Consider the following 23,813-nt stretch of genomic DNA (forward strand, 5'->3'; position numbering starts at 1 on the left):
AAGTTCCAATTCTAAAAAGAAAGCACACCTAGTCTTTTAAAATCATCAAGGCGTAGTATCCATTCTCGTCAAGCAATATCTTGTCTTGCAGTATCCGTAATACGACGACGTTACTGTTAGCAATGCGATCGCCCATACCATAACTGGCCTGTTTGCCGGAGCGTTCTATTATCGCCAGGCTGTGTTTGGGGTTATCGCTAAACAGCAAGCCGGTAACTTTTCCCGCCAGACGCGTTTCAGGGGCATTGTTGATAACATCGTCGTTTATCCCCTGCGAGCCAATCTTATAGCTCATGCCGTTATTTCCCTCTCCCCGACTTTCCCCATAGCGGCCAAAAAAATCAGCATTGTTGATTTTTTCTATATCATCTTGCGCAGGGAAACCAACATAACGTCCCCTTTCAGGCACGAAATTACGCTGCGACGATACATCTGTCTGATCGATACGATAAATTTTCCAAAGCTGATAAAAAATAAACACCGTATTCGCCAAGAAGAAAAATGAAATAAAAAAAACAATAAACCGTTTACTCACTTAGGCCTCGGGGTAATCAGATAAATTGGTAGCACGTTTTCATCAGGCGCTAAGCTGACACACCCACAAACATCGCCACCGAAAACAGCAGAGTCAACGTCAGTGCAATTTTGTAGTTAATGGTTTCCAAAAGGCCCTTCTTCCCTTTTTTACTTTCCGCCAGTTTTTTATTTTCAGATCCAGCCCCCTCCGTGGTTTCCCGCTCGCAGGCCTGAAAACTCAGCATGACGCCAAATCGGGGAATGGTTTTAATCACCTGACCAGGGATACCGTGCCGCGACAACAACGAACGGCATTGAAAGATAATTTGATGATAATTGTTATCGCTGATGGTTTCATGATTGCAAAACCATACGGCGCGAATGATATCATTCTTTTTATATATGCCACTAAGCAGACAGAGAATAAACCTACGCTGCAATTCTGTCATTTCAATGACGATATTTTCCCTTTTAAACAACAATGTTTTATTGTTGTTATCTAATACAACAGACTCATTTTCCATCAGGGTGTCGTTCAGAGCAATGTCATGTATGTCCATATCTCACCTATTGACTAGAAAAAATAATAATCAGTTATTTTTTGTATTCTCGCTCACCAATAAACCCTGTTAGATGAGGAAACAAAACAACAGCAAAATTAAAGATGTCAGCTAATAAAACATGAACAACAATGAATGGCAACAGCATCTAAATACAATATACAAGATAAAAATAATAATATTTTACAAAGTAAGATAAAACAAAAATAACAAATAAAAACAACGAGTTATGATATTATATAAAATGCAATAAATGATATATATAAAAATATATATCATTTATTATAATTTTAGACATCCTGATAGGAAGATGGAAGTCAGGAATGGAAAAGCCAAACCTGACTATAACATTAGAGTGGCTAAATAGTAGTTCATTAATAATTTCTATCGTTACTATGTTCTCACACTCCAGATTATGATTTCACATTACAAATAAACATCGGGGCATAAACGCTGCTAAACATCAGAGTGTCCTTATCAAGATAATTGATATGGTATAAGTTAGATTCACTATTAAAAAAATAGGAGTACACTTCAGAGGGTAAAGTATCTCTTACCGAGCGCTGTTCATTGCCATATTGGAATTTATAAAAATCATCTTGTGCAACATAAGTAAAATTAACATTACGACTCACAAAAAACTGCTTACCTCCGCTGCTCGCCACCCCATTCAGAGTCATAATACCCTTATTGCTTGTAAAAAAAACGTAGTGCATTTTTAAAACAAGACGAATATCCATTGGTGCACTGGCATTATCCAAATCATTGACGTAAGTGAACTTCGCATTAGCTTCGCAGGCAATACCCTTTAAATCCTGATGGGCATGGGTGAGATAATATATGCTACTGCCAAAAATAATGCACAGAACAATGAGTATCATCGATAGTACGGTTAACTTTTTTTCCATGCGCGGATATACTCGCTTTCACAATGATGATAAAAATGATCGTTGTCCATTACACATTTTGCGATAAACTGACGGCCACTGTCTTCCGTGGTATTAAGTGAGTGATTGAGCCGCGCAATAATCACTTCATCCTTACCACATCGATTACCATAAAGATCCTTTTCGGTCAAAAACTGCAGGTAGCGATCCGTTTTTTTATCGAGATACTTTCCAGAGTAATAAATCGGACAACCTTTGACCACGCCAAGATAAGAGATAAACGGACGCTTTTCATTTTCACGGTAATGCTGATAATAAAAAAACAAGAAAACCAGGATGGCAAGCGGTAATGCAATTGATAAAGTACGAAGTAACGTAATCAGATAATAATGATGTGTATATGGCCCTTGGGGGCCGTTGGCATCAGACGTGAAAGGGGGAATATCTTCCGGCGATTGGCCGGGAGGGTCAATTTCCAAGATTTTAACTAAAATGGTTTTATTAAGTCTATAACCTGTTTTAGCCACCGTGATTATCAAACGATCGCTGAATCCTACGGAAAGCAATGCCCGGCGAGTCAGGCTAATATATTGGTTCAGGGTTGCGGAAGATACATTCAGACTTTGCTCACCCCAAACCTGCTTAAAAATATCCTCTCTGCTGACCGGCTTCACGCCATGTTCAAGCAAGCATTTGAACACTCTGACATTCAGGCTCGATAAAAATACTTCCTTACCATTTCTCATGCTCTTTAAAGAGCCGTTCTCGGTATTAAAGGCAACTTTGTTATCAATGATATAAATCATGTTACAGCCTAATCTGATGCCTGATTATTGTCCAAAACGCCGTACGAACCCATTATAGTCAATATCAAAATTATTGCCTGACAACACCAAGCATTAACAATATTTTAACCACAACATCGACACCACGCAACATCAAGATAATTATCATTCTATTCAGGTATCGCTGAAAAAGAAAAAACATCGAGACCAACATTCTTGAGACATCATATTATTTTTTAGGTGAAAATCTGATCGGATGACTGATTATAACGTCTATTTATCGAGCGGACAGGCTAAACGACGATAGACAAAAACAGTGCGTAAACGGTGGGGGAAGGAAAAGGCGGAAGCTGAAATTGGTGGAGGCCCTGCCAGCTACATCCCGGCACACACGTCACCTGCTACGGCTGCTTCCTTCCGGATCTGACCGAGTTCACAAGTTAGTGTTGCGGGAGAACCAACAGGGCCCCCATTGACGGCTTCTATGACTGCGAAGCGGTGGGCATTATCGGCGATGACCAGCCAAATAGCAAGCCAACCGGGGCCAACCGCTGTTTTCTTACCCACCCAGGCTGTGGCACACTTTCATCCTTGGCTTTTTGCCGCAGCAGGAAAACATAAATGGAACCAGAAGACGCCACATTCAGCCAGCGCGTGTTCCACGTGGTAACCGCCATTCCCTATGGCAAGGTCACGACCTATGGCGAGGTAGCGCGGCTGGCGGGCTCACCGCGGGCCGCACGTCAGGTCGGCGGCGTACTGAGGCGTCTGCCGGAAGGCAGCAGCCTGCCCTGGCACCGGGTGATTAACCGCCATGGCCAGATTTCGCAGCAGGGGGAGGACTTTCAACGTCAGCGCCAGGCGCTGCTGAGTGAGGGGATCATCTTCGGCGCGCACAGCACGGTCGATCTACTGATTTATGGCTGGCGCTGGTAGCAACAAAACAGCCTTTGGCCGGAGCGCAAAGGCTGTTGATCTCTTACAGCTTCAGGATTGCCGGTTTACGGCATCACTGTTGGCGTCGCCTGAACCGGCATGCCCTGCACCGGAACCAACTGCAGGTCGGCACGGGTGCCGTTGCGGGTCACTACTTCCTGGATAGTGTCGGTAATAAAGGTCATCCGACCGTTTACCGTAATGGCCGCGCTCAGAATGATACGCGCGTTGGGCTGAATATCAGCCGGGTTGTAAGGAAGTACAAAATTAAACGGCGCCTGCTTGCCTTCAGTGCGCACCGCGCGCTGGGCAATCACTTTCGACGGCGCATCCGACAATGAAGCATCAGAGAGCGTAACCGTCAGTACGGCATCCGGTGGCAGCGCAATACGCTGGCGAATGTTAACCGAACCAGTTACCGCCGGGCCCTGAATCTGCGTTTGCGCAATCGCTGGGTTTCCCGCTGCCGGCACAGGCACATTTGCGCTCTTTTGAGCACAACCCGCCAGGGTGATCGTCAATGCTGCTGCTCCACCTACGATTTGCCAGAGTTTCATGGATCGGTCTCCTTTTTTATTATCAACACCTTGGTGGCTTTCACCACCTCACTCATTAAACTTAGCACAAAATACTGAAAAATCCATTTTGCACTGCCTGTTAATCACTTAGCCTTCTAATAACGCTCAGTATTCAGGCAATTTTCCCTGTGCCTTAACGCAACATATTGACGTCTTGCCGTGATATTCCGCACACTGCGCAAAATGATTATTAAAAGGGTAGTAACTTTATGAGCCAGGCACTGCAAAACCTCCTCGATCTGCTGGATCTGGAGAAAATCGAAGAAGGGCTATTCCGCGGACAAAGTGAAGATCTGGGTCTGCGTCAGGTATTCGGCGGACAGGTGGTCGGCCAGGCGCTGTATGCCGCCAAACAAACGGTACCGGCAGAACGCAGCGTGCACTCGTTCCACAGCTATTTCTTACGCCCAGGCGACAGCAGCAAGCCGATTATTTATGACGTAGAAATCCTCCGCGACGGCAATAGCTTCAGCGCCCGTCGCGTCAGCGCCATTCAGCACGGCAAACCGATCTTCTACATGACCGCCTCTTTCCAAAGCCCGGAAGCAGGGTTTGAACACCAGAACACCATGCCGGACGTGCCGCCGCCAGAAGGACTGATGTCCGAATCAGACATAGCCCAGAAGTTGGCGCATATGCTGCCGGACAAGGTTCGCGAAAAGTTTATCGGCCAAAAGCCGATTGAAATGCGCCCGGTCAAATTCCACAACCCGCTGAAAGGTACGGTGGAAGAACCGCACCGTTACGTGTGGTTCCGCGCCAACGGCACCATGCCGGACGATCAGCGTATCCACCAATATCTGCTGGGCTATGCGTCAGATTTCAACTTCCTGCCGACGGCGCTACAGCCGCACGGCGTCGGCTTCCTTGAGCCGGGCATGCAGGTGGCGACTATCGATCATTCGATGTGGTTCCACCGGCCGTTCCGCCTGGACGATTGGTTGCTGTACGTGGTGGAAAGCTCCTCCGCCTCTGGCGCACGCGGCTTTGTGCGCGGCCAGTTCTACACCCGTGAAGGCGTACTGGTCGCCACCACGGTGCAAGAAGGCGTGATTCGCCAGCGCGACGCCTAAAAAAGAAAAAAAGGGCGATGTCACCATCGCCCTTTTCGCATCATCATTATTTTTCGTGTTATTTAGCGCACTGCCCTTCTTCAAGGCTTATTGGTTATAGGCACTCTCGCCATGGCTGTTGACGTCCAGACCTTCGCGCTCCTGCTCTTCCGGTACGCGCAGACCGACGATGGCGCCCGCCACTTTAAAGGCGATGAAAGCAGCCACACCGGACCAGACCAGGGTGATTGCCACGCTCATCAGTTGGACCAGCACCTGATGGCTCATGGTAACGCCTTCTGCGTACCCGGTGCCGCCCAGTGAGGCAGAGGTGAACACGCCGGTCAACAGACAGCCGACGATGCCGCACACGCCATGCACGCCGAACACGTCACAGGTATCATCCACATTCAGCCATTTCTTCAGCGTGACCACGCCCCACAGACCGGCAACGCCGCCCACCAGGCCGATAATCAGCCCCCCGCCGATACCCACGGTACCCGCAGCCGGCGTGATAGCGACCAGCCCGGCGATACAACCGGAGCATGCGCCCAGCAGTGAAGGTTTGCCGCGCACAATCCACTCGGCAAAGGTCCAGGAGAGGATCGCGCCGGCGGTAGCAACCACGGTGTTCAGGAACGCCAGTGCCGCAATGCCGTTAGCCGCGCTGGCAGAACCGGCGTTGAAGCCAAACCAGCCGACATACAGGATTGAAGCGCCGGTAAACACCATCGGCAGGTTGTGCGGCTTGAAGGCTTCTTTGCCGAAACCGGCACGTTTACCCAACAGGTAGGCGCCAATCAGCCCGGCGCTTGCCGCGTTGATGTGCACTACGGTGCCGCCGGCAAAGTCCAGCGCGCCGTCAGCGGCCAGGAAACCGCCGCCCCATACCATGTGCGCAATCGGCAGGTAAGAAATGGTGAACCAGATGGCCGCAAAAATCACTACCGCAGAGAAGCGGATACGCTCGGCAAAGCCGCCCACCACCAGCGCAACGGTAATACAGGCAAAGGAAGCCTGGAATGCCACGTGGATCATCTGGCTAAAGGTGCCGGTGACGCTATCGATGCCAATGCCTTTCAGCATCGCCGTCTGGAATCCGCCGAAGAACGCATTGCCCTCGCTGAAAGCCAGGCTGTAGCCATAAAGCACCCACAGCACGCACACCATTGCGAAGGTAACGGTGACCTGAGTCAACATGGAGAGCACGTTTTTGGAACGCAGCAAACCACCGTAAAACAGAGCTACGCCCGGCAAGGTCATGAACAGCACCAAAGCGGTGCAAATCATCATGAACGCGTTGTCAGCCTTGTCTGCGACCGCCGGAGCGGCCAGGGCCAAAGAAGGAACCATGGTTACCGTACTCAGGCCCAACATGGATAAAAGTTTTTTCATTATCAATCCATCCCCATTACTTTACTGAGCCTGTGATTACAGTGCTGCTTCGTCTGTTTCGCCGGTGCGAATGCGAATGACACGTTGCAATTCGGCAACGAAAATTTTGCCGTCACCGATTTTACCGGTGTAGGCCGCTTTACTAATGACATCAACCACTTCGTCCAACTGATCGTCGGCGATAGCAATGTCGATTTTGACTTTAGGTAAGAAGTTGACGCTGTATTCCGCTCCGCGATAGAGCTCAGCATGACCCTTCTGGCGACCAAACCCTTTCACTTCGGTTACGGTCAGCCCCTGAATACCTACAGAGGATAGGGCTTCACGCACGTCCTCCAGCTTGAATGGTTTAATCACCACGGTAACCAGCTTCATATTGCCCCTCCACGAATTAAGCCCAAACTCCCCCTTGGTACGAGTCTTATAAAGCAAAGGCTATGCCACAAATGGTTTTGTGCGCGAATTCAGCAAATTAACCGACGGGCTGGCGATGCGACGTACCGAGGCCACCCGGCAACCGGTTCCTGCGAGGGTGATTGATTAAATATCGCGCACTAATTTGGTGCGTGACGCGTCGAAAAAGTGCAGAGCAAGGGATTTGAAAAGGATGGATGCCTGTTTGTGGTGCGTGGCGGGAAAAGAAAGGGCCGGTTTTGATAACCGGCCCCTGGGATCATGCGGTTTGCGTTTCTTCGCGGCTGGCAGCGGCCAGCTCCTCGCCCACCAGTTGCAGTTGATACATCTGGTAGTAACGCCCCTGTTGCGCCAGCAGTTGCTGATGATTGCCCTGCTCGACTGCCTGACCGCGGTGCAACACCAAAATCGAGTCGGCATCGACAATGGTCGACAGACGGTGAGCGATCACCACCAACGTGGTGTGTTCACGGATCAAACGCAGCGCGCGCTGGATCGCCTGCTCGGTTCCGGAGTCAATGTTGGCGGTCGCCTCGTCCAGGATCAGGATCTGCGGCGCCTGCACCAACACTCTGGCCATTGCCAACAGCTGTTTCTGGCCCACCGACAGATTGTTGCCCTGCTCGCCCAGACGGGTATGGATGCCCTGCGGGAAGGTCCGTACCAGCTCAGCCAACTGCACCGTTTCCAGCGCCTGCCAGACCGTCTCTTCGCTGATGTTGCGCCCCAGAGTCACGTTGGCCAGCACCGATTCGGCGATCACCACCGGATCTTGCTGCACCATTGCCACGCCCTGGCGCAGCGTGCGGTGCGACAAATTGGAGAGCGGACGGCCGTCAAGGCGCACTTCGCCTTCGTTGATCGGGTAATAACCCATCAGTAAATTAGCCAAGGTGCTCTTGCCGCTGCCGGTATGGCCGACCAGCGCCACAAAACCCCGCGAAGGCACCGACAGCGAAATATGTTGCAGCACCTTTTTATCTTCACGGTAAGCAAAGCTCAGGTTGTCGATGTCGATACGGCCGCTTTCCAGCGGGCGATCGTCCGTCCCGTAACTTTGCTGACTGCGGTCCATCAACTCGAAAATGCGCTCGCCGGCCACCACCGCCTGTTGCAGGATCGACTGTTGCGACGTCAGTTCGATTAGTGGCTCATTCAGGCGCCCCAGGTAGTTGATAAAGGCATACAGCACGCCGACGCCTATCGACCCTTCGCCGCTGAAACCGAACAGCATCAGCAGGCCGCACAGCACCAGCGCCGAAAACAGGCTGAGCAGCGGCCGCAGCAGAAAACCGTCCAGGCGCAGCGTCTGCATACGCGCGGAATAGTGTGACCGACTGGCTGCGTTCATGCGTTCGCCAAAGCGGATCTGCTGACGGAACTGCTGGATCACGCCCATGCCGTTGATCACTTCATTAAAACCGTCGTTGATGTCCGCCAGATAGCCGCGCATCCGGCGTACGACCGGCGTGCTGTAGTACTGATAAATACCCATCACCACAAATACCGCCGGGAAGATACAAATCGCCACCAGCGCCATGCGCCAGTCGAGGCTAAACATCGCCACCAGCATGGCACCAATCAACGCGGCGCTTTTCAGCACGGTGGAAACCACCATTACGTACAGATCTTTAATCACTTCGGTGTCATTGGTCACCCGGGAGATTAACTGCCCGACCGGTTGCGTATCGAAAGCGCTGAGCGGCTGACGCAGTGCAGCGTCCATCACATCGGTGCGCAGACGTTGAACCACCCCCACCGCGGCCTGATTGAACAGCAGCGCCTGAAAATAGTGCAGCGCCGCCGCCAACAGCTCCAGCAGAATGTAGGCCGCCGCCAGCCCGCAGACGATCATCAACGGCAATTGCCCTTTGGCGACGTAATTATCGATAAAGTAACTGACCAGAATCGGCCCGGCGACTTCCGCCGCGGCCGCTACCCACAGCATCAACACCGCCAGCCCCAGCGGTTTGCGGTAGGGCGAACCATAAGCCAGCAGCCGTTTCAGCGTCGGCCACAGCTTTTGCATTTTATTCATTGGTTAACATCTCCTCGCCGGCTTGCGGAGCTTCATCCAGCGCCGCCTCCAGTTGCTGATAGCGATACATATCGCGATACCAGCCTGGCTGAGTTGCCAGCGACGCATGCTGGCCGCGCTGCGCCACGCCGCCGTGCTGTATCACCAGGATCTCGCTGGCTTCGGTCAACGCCGAAAGCCGGTGCGCGCTGATAATCACCGTACGGTTCTGCCCCCAGCTGCGTAAATTGTGCAGGATCTGATGTTCAGTACGGCCATCCACCGCCGAGAGCGCGTCGTCGAGGATCAGGATCTCCGCATCCAGCAACAAGGCACGTGCAATGGAAATACGCTGTTTCTGCCCACCGGAGAGCATTACGCCGCGCTCGCCCACTTCGGTTTCATAGCCCTGCGGTAGCCGCAAGATATCCTCGTGCACGCTGGCCAGACGAGCTGCGCGTTCAATCTGCTCCTGCGTCGCTCCCGGCTTGCCCAGCGCAATATTGTTGGCAACGCTGTCCGAAAACAGGAATGGCGTCTGGCTGACCACGGACAACCTTGAGCGCCAATCGTCAAGCTTCACCTGGGTCAGCGGCATCCCCTGATAGCTAATCTGGCCCTCGTCAATGTCAAACTGACGCTGGATCAACGACAACAGCGTCGACTTCCCGGCACCGGTTGGCCCGCACAGGCCGAGCATCTGCCCCGGCGCCAGTTTCAGCGCCACGTTATGCAGAGCCGCGTGCGAATTTCCCGGGTAATGGAATGCCCGGATGTCGACCTCCAGGTTGCCGCGCCCGGCCGGCAACAGGCTCTCGCCGTCGGTCACCGCCGGCGCTTCCTCCAGCAGGCTGCGAATACGGCCATACGCCGCGCTGCCGCGCTCCACGATGTTGAACATCCAGGCCAGCGCCAGCATCGGCCAAATCATCAGGCCAAGGTACATCACGAAGCTGGTCAATTGGCCAAGCGTCAGCGAACCGTTGACCACCATCCAACTGCCGCCGCCGATCGCCAGCAGATTGGAAGCGCCGATGGCGATATAAATCGTCGGATCAAAACGGGCGTCTATTCGCGCCACGTGCATATTTTTGGCGCCGGTTTGCGCGGCGACTTCCGCAAACTGGTTGGACTGATGATCTTCCAGGCCGAATGCCTTGATCATACGAATGCTGGTCATGCTTTCCTGAGCCTGATCGTTCAGGCTGGAAAAGGCTGCCTGCGCCGATTTAAAGCGCTGATGCAACTGATCGCCATAATACTTAATCACAATCGCCATGATCGGCATCGGGATCAGCGACAGCAGAGTCAGTTGCCAGCTGATTTGGGTACTCATCACTACCAGCACCGCCAACCCCATTACCAGTGAATCCACCAGCGTCAGCACCCCTTCACCGGCGGCGAAAACCACCCGATCCACATCATTGGTGGCGCGCGCCATCAGATCACCGGTGCGGTGACGCAGATAAAAGGCCGGATTCTGCCTGCTGAGCTGGCGATAAAAATTCTCGCGCAGTTCAACGGCGAGTTGGTAGGAGGCACCAAACAGCAGCACCCGCCACACGTAGCGCAGCAGGTAAACAATCACGGCGGTGCCGAGCATCAGCCCCAGCCAGGCCATCAACACGCCGGCGGACATCTGTTTCTCGGTGATGCCGTCGACAATGATGCCCACCAGCTTGGGCGGCAACAGTTGCAGTATGGCGATGACGATCAGCAGCACCACCGCCCCCAGGTAGCGGCGCCACTCGCGGCGGAAATACCAGCCGATTTGAGCAAATAATCTCACGCAGTTTTATTCCAGGATAATGTAGTCGATTTTACTCTCGCTCTGACTCAGCAGAGTAGAATACCACCGTTACTTTGCCAGTTTGGTGAACATTTCACTCGGGAACCGGCAGCGCGGTGGTGTATTTGATTTTTTCCATCGCGAAGCTGGAAGTGACGTCGATCAACCCCGGCACACCGTTCACCAGGCGCTTGTAAAAGCTGTCGTAACTCTTCATGTCCGCCACTTCCACCTGCATCAGGTAATCGTACTCTCCCGCCATGCGATAGAACGCCAGCACCTCTGGCATCTGCTGGGTAAGTTGCACGAACTTCTGATACCACTCGCTGCTGTGCTGCTGGGTTTTGATCAGCACAAACGCCGTCAGCCCCAGGCCCAGCTTTTCGTTATCCAGCAGCGCGACGCGCCCACGGATGTAGCCTTCATCTTCCAGCCGCTTCAGCCTTTTCCAGCAGGGCGTCGACGTCAGATTGACCGCGTCGGCCAGCGCCTGCAGCGACTGCGTGCAGTCCTGTTGCAGCATGCACAGTAATTTACGGTCTGTTTTATCTAACATATCGCCAACCAGGAGAAAAATTTTCTCCCATTAGGCGATTAAACAGGGAAAATGGCAATCCTTTTTTCCCTGCGACAGGCTATGCTACGCGGTAAACAAGCCCCCTATTCTGAGGCCAGACGATGACAAATTCTTGGGTAAAATATGCGATCGGTGAAATAGAAGCGGATTTCCAACGCTCCGCCGACACGCACCTGATCCGCCTGAACCTGCCTGAATTTCCCGGTATCTGCCTGTACCTGAAAGATGAAAGCACTCACCCGACCGGCAGCCTGAAGCACCGGTTGGCCCGTTCGCTGTTCCTGTACGGTTTGTGCAACGGTTGGATCACCGAAAACACCACGATTATCGAAGCCTCTTCCGGCAGTACCGCGGTATCCGAGGCCTACTTCGCTCGGCTGATTGGTTTACCGTTTATCGCCGTGATGCCGTCCTGCACCGCGCGCCGCAAAGTTGAGCAAATCGCCTTCTACGGCGGCCGTTGCCACTTTGTCGACCATGCGGCGCAAATTTACGCCGTCTCCGAACAATTGGCGAAAGAGCTGAACGGCCACTATATGGATCAGTTTACCTACGCCGAGCGTGCGACAGACTGGCGCGGTAACAACAACATCGCCGACAGCATCTTCCGCCAGATGGCGCGCGAGCCCTTCCCGGTACCCAAACATATTGTGATGAGCGCCGGTACCGGCGGCACCTCTGCAACTCTGGGGCGCTATATTCGCTATCAAGGGCACGACACGCGCCTGACGGTGGTCGATCCGGAAAACTCGGTGTTCTACGATTGTTTCCACCAGCGCGACCGCACCATTATCGGCAGTTGCGGCAGCCGGATCGAAGGCATTGGCCGCCCACGCGCCGAGCCTTCATTTATTCCGTCGGTAGTCGACGCTATGCTGCGCGTACCGGATGCGGCCAGCGTCGCCACTATCCACTGGCTGGAAAAAGTATTGGGGCGCAAAGTGGGTGCATCCACCGGCACCAACGTTTGGGGCGCGCTGCAATTGGCGAAGCAAATGCGTGAACAAGGTGAGCAGGGGTCGATCGTCACCCTGCTGTGCGACAGCGGCGAACGCTATCTGGACACTTATTACAACCCGGAATGGGTGAGCAACAATATTGGTGACCTGACACCCTGGCTGGCGCAACTGGAAGATCTGTAAGCATCGAGAACAAAAAAAGCCGGGTAAGTCATACCCGGCCGGCTGTAAAAGTAAAACCTCATAATTCGGGGGAATAGGTGAGGTAAGGTGAACGCAGCCAATGTTGCAAATAGTGAGCCACCGCCTGCTGTTCGCAGTGGCCGATAACCGGTAGCCGGGGCAGCAGCGACTTCAACTGCGGCAAGGCATTGCCCATCACCACGCCGTGCCCCACCGTCGCCAGCATCTCCTTGTCGTTCATCGCATCGCCAAACGCCATGCAGTCCGCCATCGTTATCCCCAGGTGGCGGCTCAACATATCCAACGCAGTGCCCTTGTTGCAGCCGAGCGGCAGCACTTCCAGGCACTCGTAAGCGGAAAAACAGAGATCGGCCCTGTCGCCCAGATGCGCCTGCAGTTGTAGCTGCAATGCCAGTAACGCCTCGTGCGGCGCGATAAAACACACTTTACTGTTGCCGAACGCCGGCAGCCGGCGCAGTTCTGCCAGTTGGAAACGAAAACCGCTCAGGTGATGTGCCCTTAGCATCTCGTCCGGTACCGCAAATTCCGTTATCCAGCCTTCATCACGAAAAACGTGCATGCTGGCCTCGGTGCGCCAGTGGGTATGCAGCACCTCTTCGGCAATATCGGCAGGCAAATCGGTGGCGTGCAGTTGCTGCCCCCGATTGTCGTAAACCCGGGTACCGTTGCCGGTAATCAGATAGCCCTGCAGGCCTAGTTGCGCCATGATCGGCTGAGCATCAAGGTAGTGGCGCCCGGTGGCGAAGGTCACGATCATGTCTCGTTCAACCAGTTGCTTCAGCACCGCCAGGGTTTCCGATCCGACCCGGTGATCCGGCGTCAGCAAAGTGCCATCCATATCAAAAGCCGCCAGACGATACATAAAGACCTCGTGAATGTGAACGCGATTACAATCACTGCAGTATGGGATGGTATTTGCGGAAGTAATAGTGAACAATTCTGAAAAACTGTTCCGGATTTCTATCATGCGCCTGACCCACCGTCTCAGCCAATATCAACGCCTGTACCAGCAGATCGGCGGCGCGCCGGTGGCGATCACCATCGGCGAGCTGGCGGCGCTGTTCTATTGCAGCGAACGCCATGCCCGCACGCTGGTGCAGCAGTTGCAGGATCAAGGCTGGCTGAGCTGGCATTCACAGGCCGGGCGCGGCAAACGCGCTCGTCTTCACTGCCTGAAAACCCCGGATGAACTGCGGGCCGCTCATCTGCAAAGATTGTTGCAAAATGGCGATCATCAGGGCGCATTGGAAATGGCGCAGTTGGATCCGCAACATCTGCAAGAGTTGCTCAGTCCACACCTCGGCGGCCAATGGCAGGCGGGCAGCCCGACGCTGCGTATCCCCTACTACCGTACGCTGGAAACCCTGGATCCGCTGACCCTCACCGGCCGTGCCGAGCAACATCTGGTCGCCACACTGCACGCCGGATTGACGCGCTTTATGACCGGCAACCCCGAGCCGCAACCGGATCTGGCCCATCACTGGCAAATCAGTGACGACGGGCTGTGCTGGCAGTTTTTTCTGCGCAGCCAGTTGCGCTGGCATAACGGCGAACCGCTGACCGGGCAACAGCTGCTGCAAACGTTGGAGAAATTACTCCAGCATCCGCGCAGCCAGCCAAGCCTGGCCAGCGTTGCCGCCATCAGCCTGCCTCATGCCTTGTGCATCCAGTTTGATCTGCTGCGCCCGGACTTTTGGCTGGCACACCGGCTGGCAGAGTTGCCCTGTCTGCTGACCCACCCGGACTCGCCGGGCATTGGCGCCGGCCCCTTTAAGCTCACGCTAAATGAGCCGCATCTGGTACGCCTGGAGCAGCATCCGTTTTACCATTTGCAGCATCCTTATCTGGAAAGCATTGAGTATTGGATCACCCCGGAACTGCATGCCGGCGGCGCTTACACCAGTTGCCAGCACCCGGTGCGTATTACCATCGGCCCTCAGGAAGAGCTGGCGCTGGCCCGGCCGGTGCAACGCAGCATGAGCCTGGGCTGGTGCTATCTGGCGATTAACCTGAAGCATGGCGTGCTAAGTGAAGCGCAGGGGCAGAAATTGCTGATGCTAATCCAGCAATCCGGCCTGCTGGCCAATCTGCCGGTCCCCAACAGCGTCATCACCCCCAGCCACGAGATGCTGCCTGGCTGGTCGATCCCGCAACATCAAGCCAGCGAGGATATTGCCCTGCCCGCCAGGCTGACGCTGTTGTACCGGCCGCCGGTTGAGTTGGAGACGGTCACTGTGGCGCTGCAACAATTATTGGCGCGCCATGGCTGTGAGCTGGAGGTGCGTTACTATGCGGGCAAACGCTGGCAAAGCGCGGAGCAAATCGAACAGGCCGATCTCCTGCTGGCGGATAACCTGATCGGCGAGTCGCCAGAAGCCACGCTGGAAAGCTGGTTGCGGCAAGATACGCTGTGGCGTGGCATTTTGCCTGACTCACGCTGGCAACATCAGCAACAAACGTTGCAGCGGATCCAGCAACTTACCGCGCAGCAACCGCGTTTTGAGCAATTGAAAACTTACTATCAGCAGTTGATGGCAGCGGCGATCATCACCCCGCTGTTTCACTACCAATATCAAATCAGCGCACCACCGCGTATTCATGGCGTTACCCTGACCGCCTATGGCTGGTTTGATTTCTGCCAGGCCTGGCTGCCACCCCCGGTGGAGAATCAACCACAGCCTCCTCAGTGATAAATGGAAGCGGCGGCTACGACATGCAGCCATTTCTGCTACCCTAGTTGCCGCACGCATTTTTTATCCGGTCGCCCGAGGGTGCCTCGGCCCGGTTTCAGCCATAAAATAAGGTGATTTTATGAAACGCGCGGTTGTCGTTTTCAGCGGTGGACAAGATTCCACGACCTGCTTGATTCAGGCATTGCAGCAGTACGATGAAGTGCATTGCATCACGTTCGATTACGGCCAGCGTCACCGCGCCGAAATCGAAGTCGCTCAGGCGCTGTCGGTCGCGCTTGGCGCCAAAGCGCATAAGGTGCTGGACGTAGGGTTACTCAACGAACTGGCTATCAGTAGCCTGACCCGTGACAGCATTCCGGTGCCTGCCTATAACAACGAGCAGGAAGGCGGGCTGCCAAGCACTTTCGTACCGGGCCGTAATATCCTGTTCCTGACGCTGGCCGCTATCTATGCCTATCAGGTGGAAGCCGAAGCCGTGATCACCGGCGTTTGTGAAACCGACTTTTCCGGTTACCCGGATTGCCGCGACGAGTTTGTCAAAGCGCTGAATCACGCAGTGGTGCTCGGTATCGCCCGCGATATTCGCTTCGAAACGCCGCTGATGTGGCTGAATAAGGCAGAGACCTGGGCGCTGGCGGATTACTATCAGCAGTTGGATCGGGTACGTCAGGATACCCTGACCTGCTACAACGGTATTCAGGGCGATGGCTGTGGCGAATGCGCAGCCTGCCACCTGCGTGCCAACGGCCTGAAGCACTATCAAATCAACAAAGCCGAAGTGATGGCGAGCCTGAAACAGAAGACCGGCCTGGCCTGAGTGTACCTACCCGAAATAATTCGAGTGGCATCGAAGCGGCAAGCAAACGCATCCCGATGAGCTTACTCAAGTAAGTGACTCGGGTAGCCAATAAGGATGCCGCTTGAAGTATGACGGAAATAACGGCGGCAAAGATTGCCGCTCGTTGCTTTACCGATTCTCCGGCTGCGTGAGCACCTGCAGATGTTCGCGCAGTTGCCCCTCAATCGGCAATGCCTTCTGGGTTTTCAGATCGACACAGACAAAGGTCAGTAGCGCATCCGCAACCAGCGTGCCCGTTGCATCCTGCGTCACCTTCTGGCTTAGCACACCGCTTTTGCCGTTAAGCTGCACCATCTGGCTGTCGATGCGCAGTTTGTCCCCCAACACCGCCGGAGTGCGGTAATTGATATTGATGTTCACCACGATAAAGGCAATGTTGTTTTCCGTCATCCAACGGAAGCCTTCATGATTCTCCAGCCAATCCCAGCGCGCCTCCTCCAGAAACTCCAGATAGCGGGCATTATTAACGTGTTGATAAACATCAAGATGATAACCACGGACTTTAATAAAGGTATGATGCATAGGGAACGGTCGCTCCTGCCTGGTGATTACAGAATAAAGCGGGGACGGCGTACTGCCCCCGCACCCGTTTGGTCAATACGCCAAACTGGTAAGACCTGTAGAATGTAGCAGAGGAAAAAGGCTGCAATGGCACTTTGCCACGCAGCCGTGAACAGCATCACATTTTGAGTCGTGCGCGATTCCTTTCAAACAGTGCAGACCCAATGCCCGGCACTTCCTGGAGTTGTTCTATCTGTGTAAACGGACCGTTCTGCTCGCGATAGCGCACAATGCTCTCCGCTTTCTTCAGCCCTACCCCCTTCAACACACTGGCCAGTTGCTCGGCATCGGCCTGATTGATGCTGACTGAGGCTTCGTCATCGACGGCGACCTCACTTCCCTGCGCCGCCTTAACAGCCGGCGCAGATAATACCAGCGGAGCAGCCCCCGCTTTTTCCACTGCGGCCATCGACGGCCCCGTCAGGCAAATCAGGGCAGCCGTCAACAACGCTTTGACGCTGAAACCATAACCATTAACTGCTTTTATTTCTGCAAGTTGCATGCTGTATCCTCCTTGTGTTTAACAGCATGGCTACCTTGCCGCAGCGGGTGACGAACGGCAATTGGCGGATTTCAGATATGGAAAAGGCCGCGAAAGCGGCCTTTGGTTATTACATTGCGTTGCACAAAAATGCGGGGCTTACTGAGGCTGTTGCTGCTCAGCGGCACCCATTTTGATCTTGGCTTCTTTACGCAGGCTGGCCAACAGAGAGTCGAAGGACACGCCGGTCGCCCCTTCTTCCATCTTGCCGACGAAGGTTTTCATTTCTTCTGCCGGCAAGGTGCCCGGGTTCACCGCATCAAGCGCAATCAGCACCACGTTGTCCTGGCGATCTTGCGACATGCCGTAAACCGGTTTACCTTCCTGCGGATGCGGCAGCGCAAACACGCTTTGCACCAGCTGGCTGTCTTCCGGCGCACGCGCCATCTTCTGTTCGCTGCCAAAGCTCAGGCCGGCCGCTTTCATCGCTTCGTCGCCCTTGCCTTGTTTCAGTTCAACCAGCAGTTTCTCGCCCTGCAGTTTAGCTTCTTGCTCAGCCTTGTTGCGCTTGACCAGCTCAGCCACACGATCTTTAACCTGGTCGAACGGCTCAATGCCTTCCGGCTTGTGACCAGACACGCGGATCACGAAGGCGCGGTCGCCATCAACGGTGATCACGTCGGAGTTGCTGCCCGGAGAGCCGCCCTCGCCAATCAGTGAACCGTCGAAAATCGACTGGATGACCGGTTTAAAGTTCAGCGCTGCCGGAACGTTGTCGCGGGTGAACCATTCGGTTTGTGCCGCTTTCACGCCGGCGGCCTCTTCGGCTGACGCCAGAGACTCGTTATCGCTGGTGGCCGCTTCGCTCACCTTCTGCTGCAGCGCGTAATAAGCGTCTACCGCTTTCTCTTGCTTGACCTGTTTGGCGATGTCGTCACGCACTTCGCTCAACGGCTTCACTTTCTCCGGTGCGATGTCGTTCAGGCGCACCACCAGATAACCTACGGAGGACTTCACTACGCCGGAAAGCTGACCTTTTTCGGTCAGACTAGCCTGCTTCAGTTCGTCCGCGGTGGTTTCCGGCTCCAGCCAGCCCAGCTCACCACCGGTGCGACGAGAGATGATGTCGGTGGATTTTTCTTTCGCCAGAGTGGCGAAATCGCCGCCTTTTTTCAGCTCATCCAACACCGCATTGGCTTCCGCCTCGGTTTTCAGCTGGATCACGCTGTAATTTTTGCGCTCAGGCTGGCCATAGCTGCTTTTGTGCTGGTCGTAGTAGGCGCCGATATCCGCATCTGCCACCGTCACCTTGTCTTGCATCGAGGCGGCGTCCAACGGGATATAGCTGACTTTGACCTGTTCCGGCGCAATGAAGCTGTTCTTGTTTTGGCTGTAGTAGTCTTTCAGCTCATCTTCGGTCACGGTCTGTTTAGCCTGCAGCGCTTTCAGATCCAGGGTCGCCAGACGCACGTTACGCTCCTGCAGCACCAGAGCAGCCATGCCTTGGGACTCGGATGGCAACACGAAGCCTGATTGACCGAAAGCCTGGATCACCTGCTGATTAACCAATTGCTGGCGCATCGACTGCGCGAAGTTATCGGCGGTGTAGCCCATTCGGCTAATCAGATCGAGATACTTGGCATTATCGAACTGGCCGTTGGTCTGGAAGTAAGGCGCCTTGCGGATGGCGTCTTTTACCTGATCGTCGCTGACGCTCAGGCCTAATTTTTTGGCGTATTGATCCAGCAGCATGTTGTCGATCAACTGTGACAGTGCCTGATGGCGCATCTGCTGCATATAGCCTTCGTTGCCCGCCAGCGCGGAGAACTGGTCACCCAGCTGTTGCTGCATCCGGCTGCGTTCGCTTTGGAAAGCCTGTTCCAGCTGAGCACGCTCGATCACCTGGCCATTGACCTTCGCTGCATAATCACCGGCACTCCCCTGATAGCTGACCACCCCTGTCAAAAGAAATGACAAAATGATCAGGCCCAGGATGATTTTGAGCACGACGTGATTAGCTGCCGCGCGTAAATTGTCCATCATAGTGTGACAACACTCCGCTGTGATGTGGATTAAAAACACCCTTGCGCAGGCGCGTTCCCTGCGACAAAAATAAAAAAAGCGCATCAATCTGATGCGCCTTATATCTTACCTTACCAGCACCGTTGCGTCAGGTGATTGTTTATTACAAAACCCTGTAACGCTAACCGGTTAGACGCAAACGATCAGTTTACTGCGTCTTTCAGCGCTTTCCCTGCACGGAAGGCCGGAACTTTGGCTGCCGCGATGCTGATCTCTTTACCTGTTTGCGGATTGCGGCCAGTACGGGCCGAACGCTCACGCACCGTAAAAGAACCGAAACCAACCAGGGCCACGTCATCCCCTTCCTTCAAGGATTCGGTAACAGAAGCAATTACTGCATCTAAAGCACGTCCAGCTGCCGCTTTGGAAATATCAGCACCTGCGGCAATTTTGTCGATCAGTTGTGACTTATTCACTCTATCATCCCCTCTAGAATTCAATCGTCGCACCGAAAAATCCCTACGGTGGCGACAGCGCAGCTGTTATATCAATCCCATCGAACCTTGGCAAGCCACCGAAAGCGTGGCAAAACGCGGGCCGACAGCTGTCTAACTTAGCGGTACAAAAAAAGACTGGCAAGTCCGAAATGACTTGCCAGCATAAGTTTTATCAATGGTTTTTGCTATTCGTCACTATTTTGCCGCTACCGGCAGCGCGCCGAACGCCGGGTTTTGCAACGCAAGGTTCAAAACTTCATCAATTCGCTGCACCGGATGAATATCCAGATCGGCGATGACATTATCCGGGATCTCTTCCAGATCGCGCTTGTTCTCATACGGGATCAGCACGGTTTTGATACCGCCGCGATGCGCCGCCAGCAGTTTTTCTTTCAGACCGCCAATCGGCAATACCAGGCCACGCAGCGTGATCTCGCCGGTCATCGCCACGTCGGCGCGAACCGGGTTGCCCGTCAGGCAGGAAACCAACGCAGTGCACATGGCAATACCGGCACTTGGGCCATCTTTCGGCGTTGCACCTTCCGGCACATGCACGTGGATGTCACGCTTCTCGTAAAAATCAGCGTTGATGCCCAGCTTGTCCGCGCGCGCGCGGACCACGGTCAGCGCCGCCTGAATCGATTCCTGCATCACTTCACCCAAAGAACCGGTGTAAGTCAGCTTGCCTTTGCCCGGCACGCAAGCGGTTTCAATGGTCAGCAGATCGCCGCCCACTTCCGTCCATGCCAGACCGGTAACCTGGCCCACGCGGTTTTCGGTGTCCGCGCGGCCGTAGTCAACGCGCTGCACGCCCAGGTAATCTTTCAGGTTGTCGCCGTTGATCTCGATATGCTTGATCTTTTTGTCCATCAGCAGCGTTTTCACCGCTTTACGGCACAGCTTGGAGATTTCACGCTCCAGGCTACGCACCCCGGCTTCGCGGGTGTAATAGCGGATAATGCCGGTGATGGCGCTGTCGTCGACCGTCAGCTCACCTTTTTTCAGGGCGTTACGCTCAAGTTGCTTCGGCAACAGGTGCTGCTTGGCGATGTTGAGCTTCTCGTCCTCGGTGTATCCAGACAGGCGGATAACTTCCATACGGTCCAGCAGCGGCGCAGGAATGTTCATCGAGTTCGAGGTGGCAACGAACATCACGTCGGACAGATCGTAATCCACTTCCAGATAATGATCGTTAAACGCCACGTTCTGTTCCGGATCCAGCACTTCAAGCAGTGCAGACGCTGGATCGCCGCGCATGTCGGAAGACATCTTGTCGATCTCGTCCAGCAGGAACAGTGGGTTTTTCACCCCAACCTTGGCCATTTTCTGGATCAGCTTGCCCGGCATCGAACCGATATAGGTACGGCGGTGACCGCGGATTTCCGCTTCGTCACGCACGCCGCCCAGCGCCATACGCACGTACTGGCGGCCGGTCGCTTTGGCGATCGACTGGCCAAGCGAGGTTTTACCCACGCCCGGAGGCCCTACCAGGCACAGGATAGGCCCTTTGATTTTGCTGACGCGGCTCTGTACTGCGAGATACTCAAGAATGCGGTCTTTGACGCGCTCCAGGCCGTAGTGATCGATATCGAGCACTTCCTGCGCCTTGATCAGGTCCTTTTTCACCTTGCTGCGCGCATTCCAGGGTACCTGCAGCATCCAATCGATGTAACCGCGCACCACCGTCGCTTCCGCAGACATCGGTGACATCATTTTCAGCTTTTGCAGCTCCGCTTCGGTTTTTTCACGCGCGTCTTTCGGCATTTTCGCCTCTTCAATCTTGCGCTTCAGCGCTTCGTGCTCGTCCGGCGCGTCGTCCATCTCGCCCAGTTCTTTCTGAATCGCTTTCATTTGCTCATTCAGATAGTACTCGCGCTGGCTTTTTTCCATCTGTTTCTTGACGCGGTTACGGATACGTTTCTCAACCTGCAGCAGGTCGATTTCCGATTCCATCATCGCCATCAGGTATTCCAAACGCTCGGTGATGTCGAACATCTCGAGTACCGACTGCTTGTCGCTGAGTTTCAGCGGCATGTGCGCGGCGATGGTATCCGCCAGGCGTGCAGCGTCGTCGATGCTGTTCAATGACGTCAGCACCTCCGGTGGAATTTTCTTGTTCAGTTTGATGTAGCCTTCAAACTGATTGATTGCCGTGCGCACCAGGACTTCTTGTTCACGTTCGTCGATCGCCGGTGATTCAAGATATTCTGCCTGGGCGGCAAAATGCTCTCCGCTATCGGAAAGCGTAGTAATGCGTGCCCGCTGCAAGCCTTCCACCAGCACTTTTACCGTGCCGTCCGGCAGTTTCAGCATCTGCAAAATAGACGCGACTGTGCCGACAGAGAACAAATCGTTAATGCCAGGTTCATCCGTTGAGGCCTCTTTCTGTGCCACCAGCATGATCTTTTTATCATGATCCATTGCTGCTTCGAGGCACCGAATTGATTTTTCCCGGCCAACAAATAACGGGATCACCATGTGCGGATAAACCACCACGTCGCGCAAAGGCAAGACGGGGATTTCAATGCGTTCGGAACGCTCAGGGTTCATAGAGCTCTCTCTTAGTTTAGTTTCCGCCAGGTTGAGGGGAATCTCATGAGACGCAAGCATCAAACGTTTCATAAAATCTGGTTAATGAGTATATGGGGATGAATCTCTGACATTCAACGGCCAGAACGCAGGAAAAAGAAATGGGGGATAAAATCCCCCATTTTGGTATTAACTTTCTGGTTTGACTGGCTAATTATTCGCCTGAAGCCTGTGCTTCCGGTTTGCCGTAAATCAACAGAGGTTTGGACTGGCCGGCGATGACCGATTCGTCGATCACCACTTTATCGACGCTGTCCATTGACGGCAGGTCGTACATGGTGTCCAGCAACGCACCCTCAACGATAGAGCGCAGGCCGCGTGCACCGGTTTTACGCGTCATGGCCTTCTTGGCGATAGCGTTCAGCGCTTCATCACGGAACTCCAGCTCCACACCTTCCAGATTGAACAATGCCTGATACTGTTTGGTCAGGGCATTCTTCGGCTCTTTCAGGATCTGAATCAACGCATCTTCGCTCAGTTCGCTCAGCGTCGCGACCACTGGCAGACGGCCGATGAACTCAGGGATCAGGCCGAACTTGATCAGATCTTCCGGTTCGGCCTGCAGCAGCAGTTCACCTTCGGTCGCTTTCTCGGACTCGCCCTTCACGGTCGCGCCGAAGCCGATACCGGAACCGGTATTGACGCGCTGGCCGATCACTTTATCCAGGCCGGCAAAGGCGCCGCCACAGATAAACAGGATTTTCGAGGTATCAACCTGCAGGAATTCCTGCTGCGGGTGCTTGCGGCCACCCTGCGGCGGAACGGCGGCGATGGTGCCTTCGATCAGTTTCAACAGCGCCTGCTGCACGCCCTCGCCCGACACGTCACGGGTAATGGACGGGTTGTCTGACTTACGGGAAATCTTATCGATTTCATCGATATAGACAATACCGCGCTGCGCTTTTTGCACGTCGTAGTCACACTTCTGCAACAGCTTCTGGATAATATTCTCCACGTCCTCACCCACATAACCGGCTTCGGTCAACGTGGTGGCATCGGCCATGGTGAAAGGCACATCCAGGAAACGCGCCAGCGTTTCCGCCAGCAGGGTTTTACCGCTACCGGTCGGGCCAATCAGCAGAATGTTGCTTTTCCCCAACTCGATACCGTTGCTGCTATCGCCGTTGCGCAGGCGTTTGTAGTGGTTATATACCGCTACCGCGAGCACTTTCTTCGCCTGTTCCTGACCGATGACATAGTCATCCAGGTGGTGACGGATCTCATGCGGCGTCGGCAGCGCGCTACGCTCACGATGCGGGGAAACTTCTTTAATCTCTTCGCGAATAATGTCGTTACACAGGTCAACACATTCATCGCAGATATACACTGACGGACCGGCAATCAGCTTACGCACTTCATGCTGGCTTTTGCCGCAGAAAGAGCAATACAGCAGCTTTCCTGAACCGTCTTTGCGCTTATCTGTCATCAGTAAACCTCTTCTT

The 23,813-nt window shown here is 54.0% G+C and carries 22 protein-coding genes and 1 other RNA gene; 5 read left to right on the plus strand and 18 right to left on the minus strand.

What is annotated here, in order from left to right:
• Nucleotides 1–28: 28 nt before the first annotated feature.
• The 5 genes from ACUTSW_RS10655 to ffs all read right to left on the minus strand — a co-directional run bounded on the left by ACUTSW_RS10655 (nt 29) and on the right by ffs (nt 3,211).
• Nucleotides 29–535, minus strand: a complete 507-nt coding sequence (locus tag ACUTSW_RS10655; protein WP_445584356.1) for a type II secretion system protein N — start codon at nt 533–535, stop codon at nt 29–31.
• A 49-nt stretch (nt 536–584) separates the two neighbouring features.
• On the minus strand, nt 585–1,076 hold the full coding sequence (locus ACUTSW_RS10660; protein ID WP_445584357.1) for a winged helix-turn-helix domain-containing protein: 492 nt from the start codon (nt 1,074–1,076) through the stop codon (nt 585–587).
• 413 nt (nt 1,077–1,489) lie between these two features.
• Nucleotides 1,490–1,984 carry a FidL-like protein gene (locus ACUTSW_RS10665; RefSeq protein ID WP_445584358.1) on the minus strand — a complete coding sequence of 165 codons (495 nt, stop codon included), beginning with the start codon at nt 1,982–1,984 and terminating at the stop codon, nt 1,490–1,492.
• Entirely contained in the window at nt 1,969–2,769 is an 801-nt protein-coding gene (locus ACUTSW_RS10670) for a winged helix-turn-helix domain-containing protein (protein WP_445584359.1), read from the minus strand. Before ACUTSW_RS10670 ends, ACUTSW_RS10665 begins: the two co-directional genes overlap by 16 nt.
• Nucleotides 2,770–3,114: 345 nt before the next feature.
• An RNA gene (gene ffs / locus ACUTSW_RS10675) (signal recognition particle sRNA small type) lies at nt 3,115–3,211 on the minus strand.
• Nucleotides 3,212–3,369: 158 nt separating this feature from the next.
• Between ffs and ACUTSW_RS10680 the strand changes: the two genes are divergently transcribed.
• Complete coding sequence (locus ACUTSW_RS10680) at nt 3,370–3,684, plus strand: MGMT family protein (RefSeq protein WP_445584360.1); 315 nt, start codon at nt 3,370–3,372, stop codon at nt 3,682–3,684.
• Nucleotides 3,685–3,749: 65 nt separating this feature from the next.
• Here ACUTSW_RS10680 and ACUTSW_RS10685 read toward each other — a convergent pair whose 3' ends face one another.
• Nucleotides 3,750–4,241, minus strand: a complete 492-nt coding sequence (locus ACUTSW_RS10685; RefSeq protein WP_445584361.1) for a YbaY family lipoprotein — start codon at nt 4,239–4,241, stop codon at nt 3,750–3,752.
• 230 nt (nt 4,242–4,471) lie between these two features.
• On the opposite strand from ACUTSW_RS10685, the gene tesB reads away from it, so the two are divergent.
• Entirely contained in the window at nt 4,472–5,335 is an 864-nt protein-coding gene (tesB, locus tag ACUTSW_RS10690; RefSeq protein ID WP_063198059.1) for an acyl-CoA thioesterase II, read from the plus strand.
• Nucleotides 5,336–5,422: 87 nt separating this feature from the next.
• On the opposite strand, the gene amtB is transcribed toward tesB, so the two are convergent.
• The 5 genes from amtB to ACUTSW_RS10715 form a co-directional block, all read right to left on the minus strand.
• Nucleotides 5,423–6,709: an ammonium transporter AmtB gene (amtB, locus tag ACUTSW_RS10695; protein WP_062793157.1), complete on the minus strand. Its 1,287-nt coding sequence runs from the start codon at nt 6,707–6,709 to the stop codon at nt 5,423–5,425.
• A gap of 36 nt (nt 6,710–6,745) precedes the next feature.
• Nucleotides 6,746–7,084 carry a P-II family nitrogen regulator gene (gene glnK, locus ACUTSW_RS10700; RefSeq protein WP_004949337.1) on the minus strand — a complete coding sequence of 113 codons (339 nt, stop codon included), beginning with the start codon at nt 7,082–7,084 and terminating at the stop codon, nt 6,746–6,748.
• A gap of 298 nt (nt 7,085–7,382) precedes the next feature.
• On the minus strand, nt 7,383–9,161 hold the full coding sequence (locus ACUTSW_RS10705) for a SmdB family multidrug efflux ABC transporter permease/ATP-binding protein (protein WP_445584362.1): 1,779 nt from the start codon (nt 9,159–9,161) through the stop codon (nt 7,383–7,385).
• Entirely contained in the window at nt 9,154–10,929 is a 1,776-nt protein-coding gene (locus ACUTSW_RS10710; protein WP_063198061.1) for a SmdA family multidrug ABC transporter permease/ATP-binding protein, read from the minus strand. The genes ACUTSW_RS10705 and ACUTSW_RS10710 overlap by 8 nt, the downstream gene beginning before the upstream one ends.
• Nucleotides 10,930–11,023: 94 nt before the next feature.
• On the minus strand, nt 11,024–11,485 hold the full coding sequence (locus tag ACUTSW_RS10715; RefSeq protein WP_004949329.1) for an Lrp/AsnC family transcriptional regulator: 462 nt from the start codon (nt 11,483–11,485) through the stop codon (nt 11,024–11,026).
• 122 nt (nt 11,486–11,607) lie between these two features.
• On the opposite strand from ACUTSW_RS10715, the gene ACUTSW_RS10720 reads away from it, so the two are divergent.
• A complete protein-coding gene (locus tag ACUTSW_RS10720; protein WP_445584363.1) occupies nt 11,608–12,648 on the plus strand; it encodes a PLP-dependent cysteine synthase family protein in 1,041 nt (346 codons plus the stop codon).
• Nucleotides 12,649–12,706: 58 nt separating this feature from the next.
• On the opposite strand, the gene cof is transcribed toward ACUTSW_RS10720, so the two are convergent.
• On the minus strand, nt 12,707–13,531 hold the full coding sequence (cof, locus tag ACUTSW_RS10725) for an HMP-PP phosphatase (RefSeq protein ID WP_020453710.1): 825 nt from the start codon (nt 13,529–13,531) through the stop codon (nt 12,707–12,709).
• A gap of 103 nt (nt 13,532–13,634) precedes the next feature.
• On the opposite strand from cof, the gene ACUTSW_RS10730 reads away from it, so the two are divergent.
• Together ACUTSW_RS10730 and queC are read left to right on the plus strand one after the other, a co-directional pair.
• Nucleotides 13,635–15,359 (plus strand): SgrR family transcriptional regulator, encoded by a 1,725-nt coding sequence (locus ACUTSW_RS10730; RefSeq protein ID WP_445584468.1) that lies wholly within the window; start codon nt 13,635–13,637, stop codon nt 15,357–15,359.
• Nucleotides 15,360–15,480: 121 nt separating this feature from the next.
• On the plus strand, nt 15,481–16,179 hold the full coding sequence (queC, locus tag ACUTSW_RS10735; protein ID WP_062869849.1) for a 7-cyano-7-deazaguanine synthase QueC: 699 nt from the start codon (nt 15,481–15,483) through the stop codon (nt 16,177–16,179).
• Between the two features lie 150 nt (nt 16,180–16,329).
• On the opposite strand, the gene ACUTSW_RS10740 is transcribed toward queC, so the two are convergent.
• From ACUTSW_RS10740 to clpX, 6 genes are all read right to left on the minus strand, one after another.
• The gene (locus ACUTSW_RS10740) at nt 16,330–16,743 is read right to left on the minus strand and encodes an acyl-CoA thioesterase (protein WP_445584364.1); all 414 of its coding nucleotides are present in this window, start codon (nt 16,741–16,743) and stop codon (nt 16,330–16,332) included.
• 157 nt (nt 16,744–16,900) lie between these two features.
• Nucleotides 16,901–17,284, minus strand: coding sequence for a ComEA family DNA-binding protein (locus tag ACUTSW_RS10745; protein ID WP_445584365.1), 384 nt, complete (start codon nt 17,282–17,284; stop codon nt 16,901–16,903).
• A gap of 138 nt (nt 17,285–17,422) precedes the next feature.
• The gene (ppiD, locus tag ACUTSW_RS10750) at nt 17,423–19,306 is read right to left on the minus strand and encodes a peptidylprolyl isomerase (protein WP_445584366.1); all 1,884 of its coding nucleotides are present in this window, start codon (nt 19,304–19,306) and stop codon (nt 17,423–17,425) included.
• 182 nt (nt 19,307–19,488) lie between these two features.
• A complete protein-coding gene (gene hupB, locus ACUTSW_RS10755) occupies nt 19,489–19,761 on the minus strand; it encodes a nucleoid-associated protein HU-beta (RefSeq protein ID WP_062869847.1) in 273 nt (90 codons plus the stop codon).
• A gap of 216 nt (nt 19,762–19,977) precedes the next feature.
• Nucleotides 19,978–22,332, minus strand: a complete 2,355-nt coding sequence (gene lon, locus ACUTSW_RS10760) for an endopeptidase La (RefSeq protein ID WP_445584367.1) — start codon at nt 22,330–22,332, stop codon at nt 19,978–19,980.
• 193 nt (nt 22,333–22,525) lie between these two features.
• Entirely contained in the window at nt 22,526–23,797 is a 1,272-nt protein-coding gene (clpX, locus tag ACUTSW_RS10765; protein WP_004949303.1) for an ATP-dependent protease ATP-binding subunit ClpX, read from the minus strand.
• Nucleotides 23,798–23,813: the final 16 nt, after the last annotated feature.

Source organism: Serratia sp. TSA_198.1, from assembly GCF_052686505.1.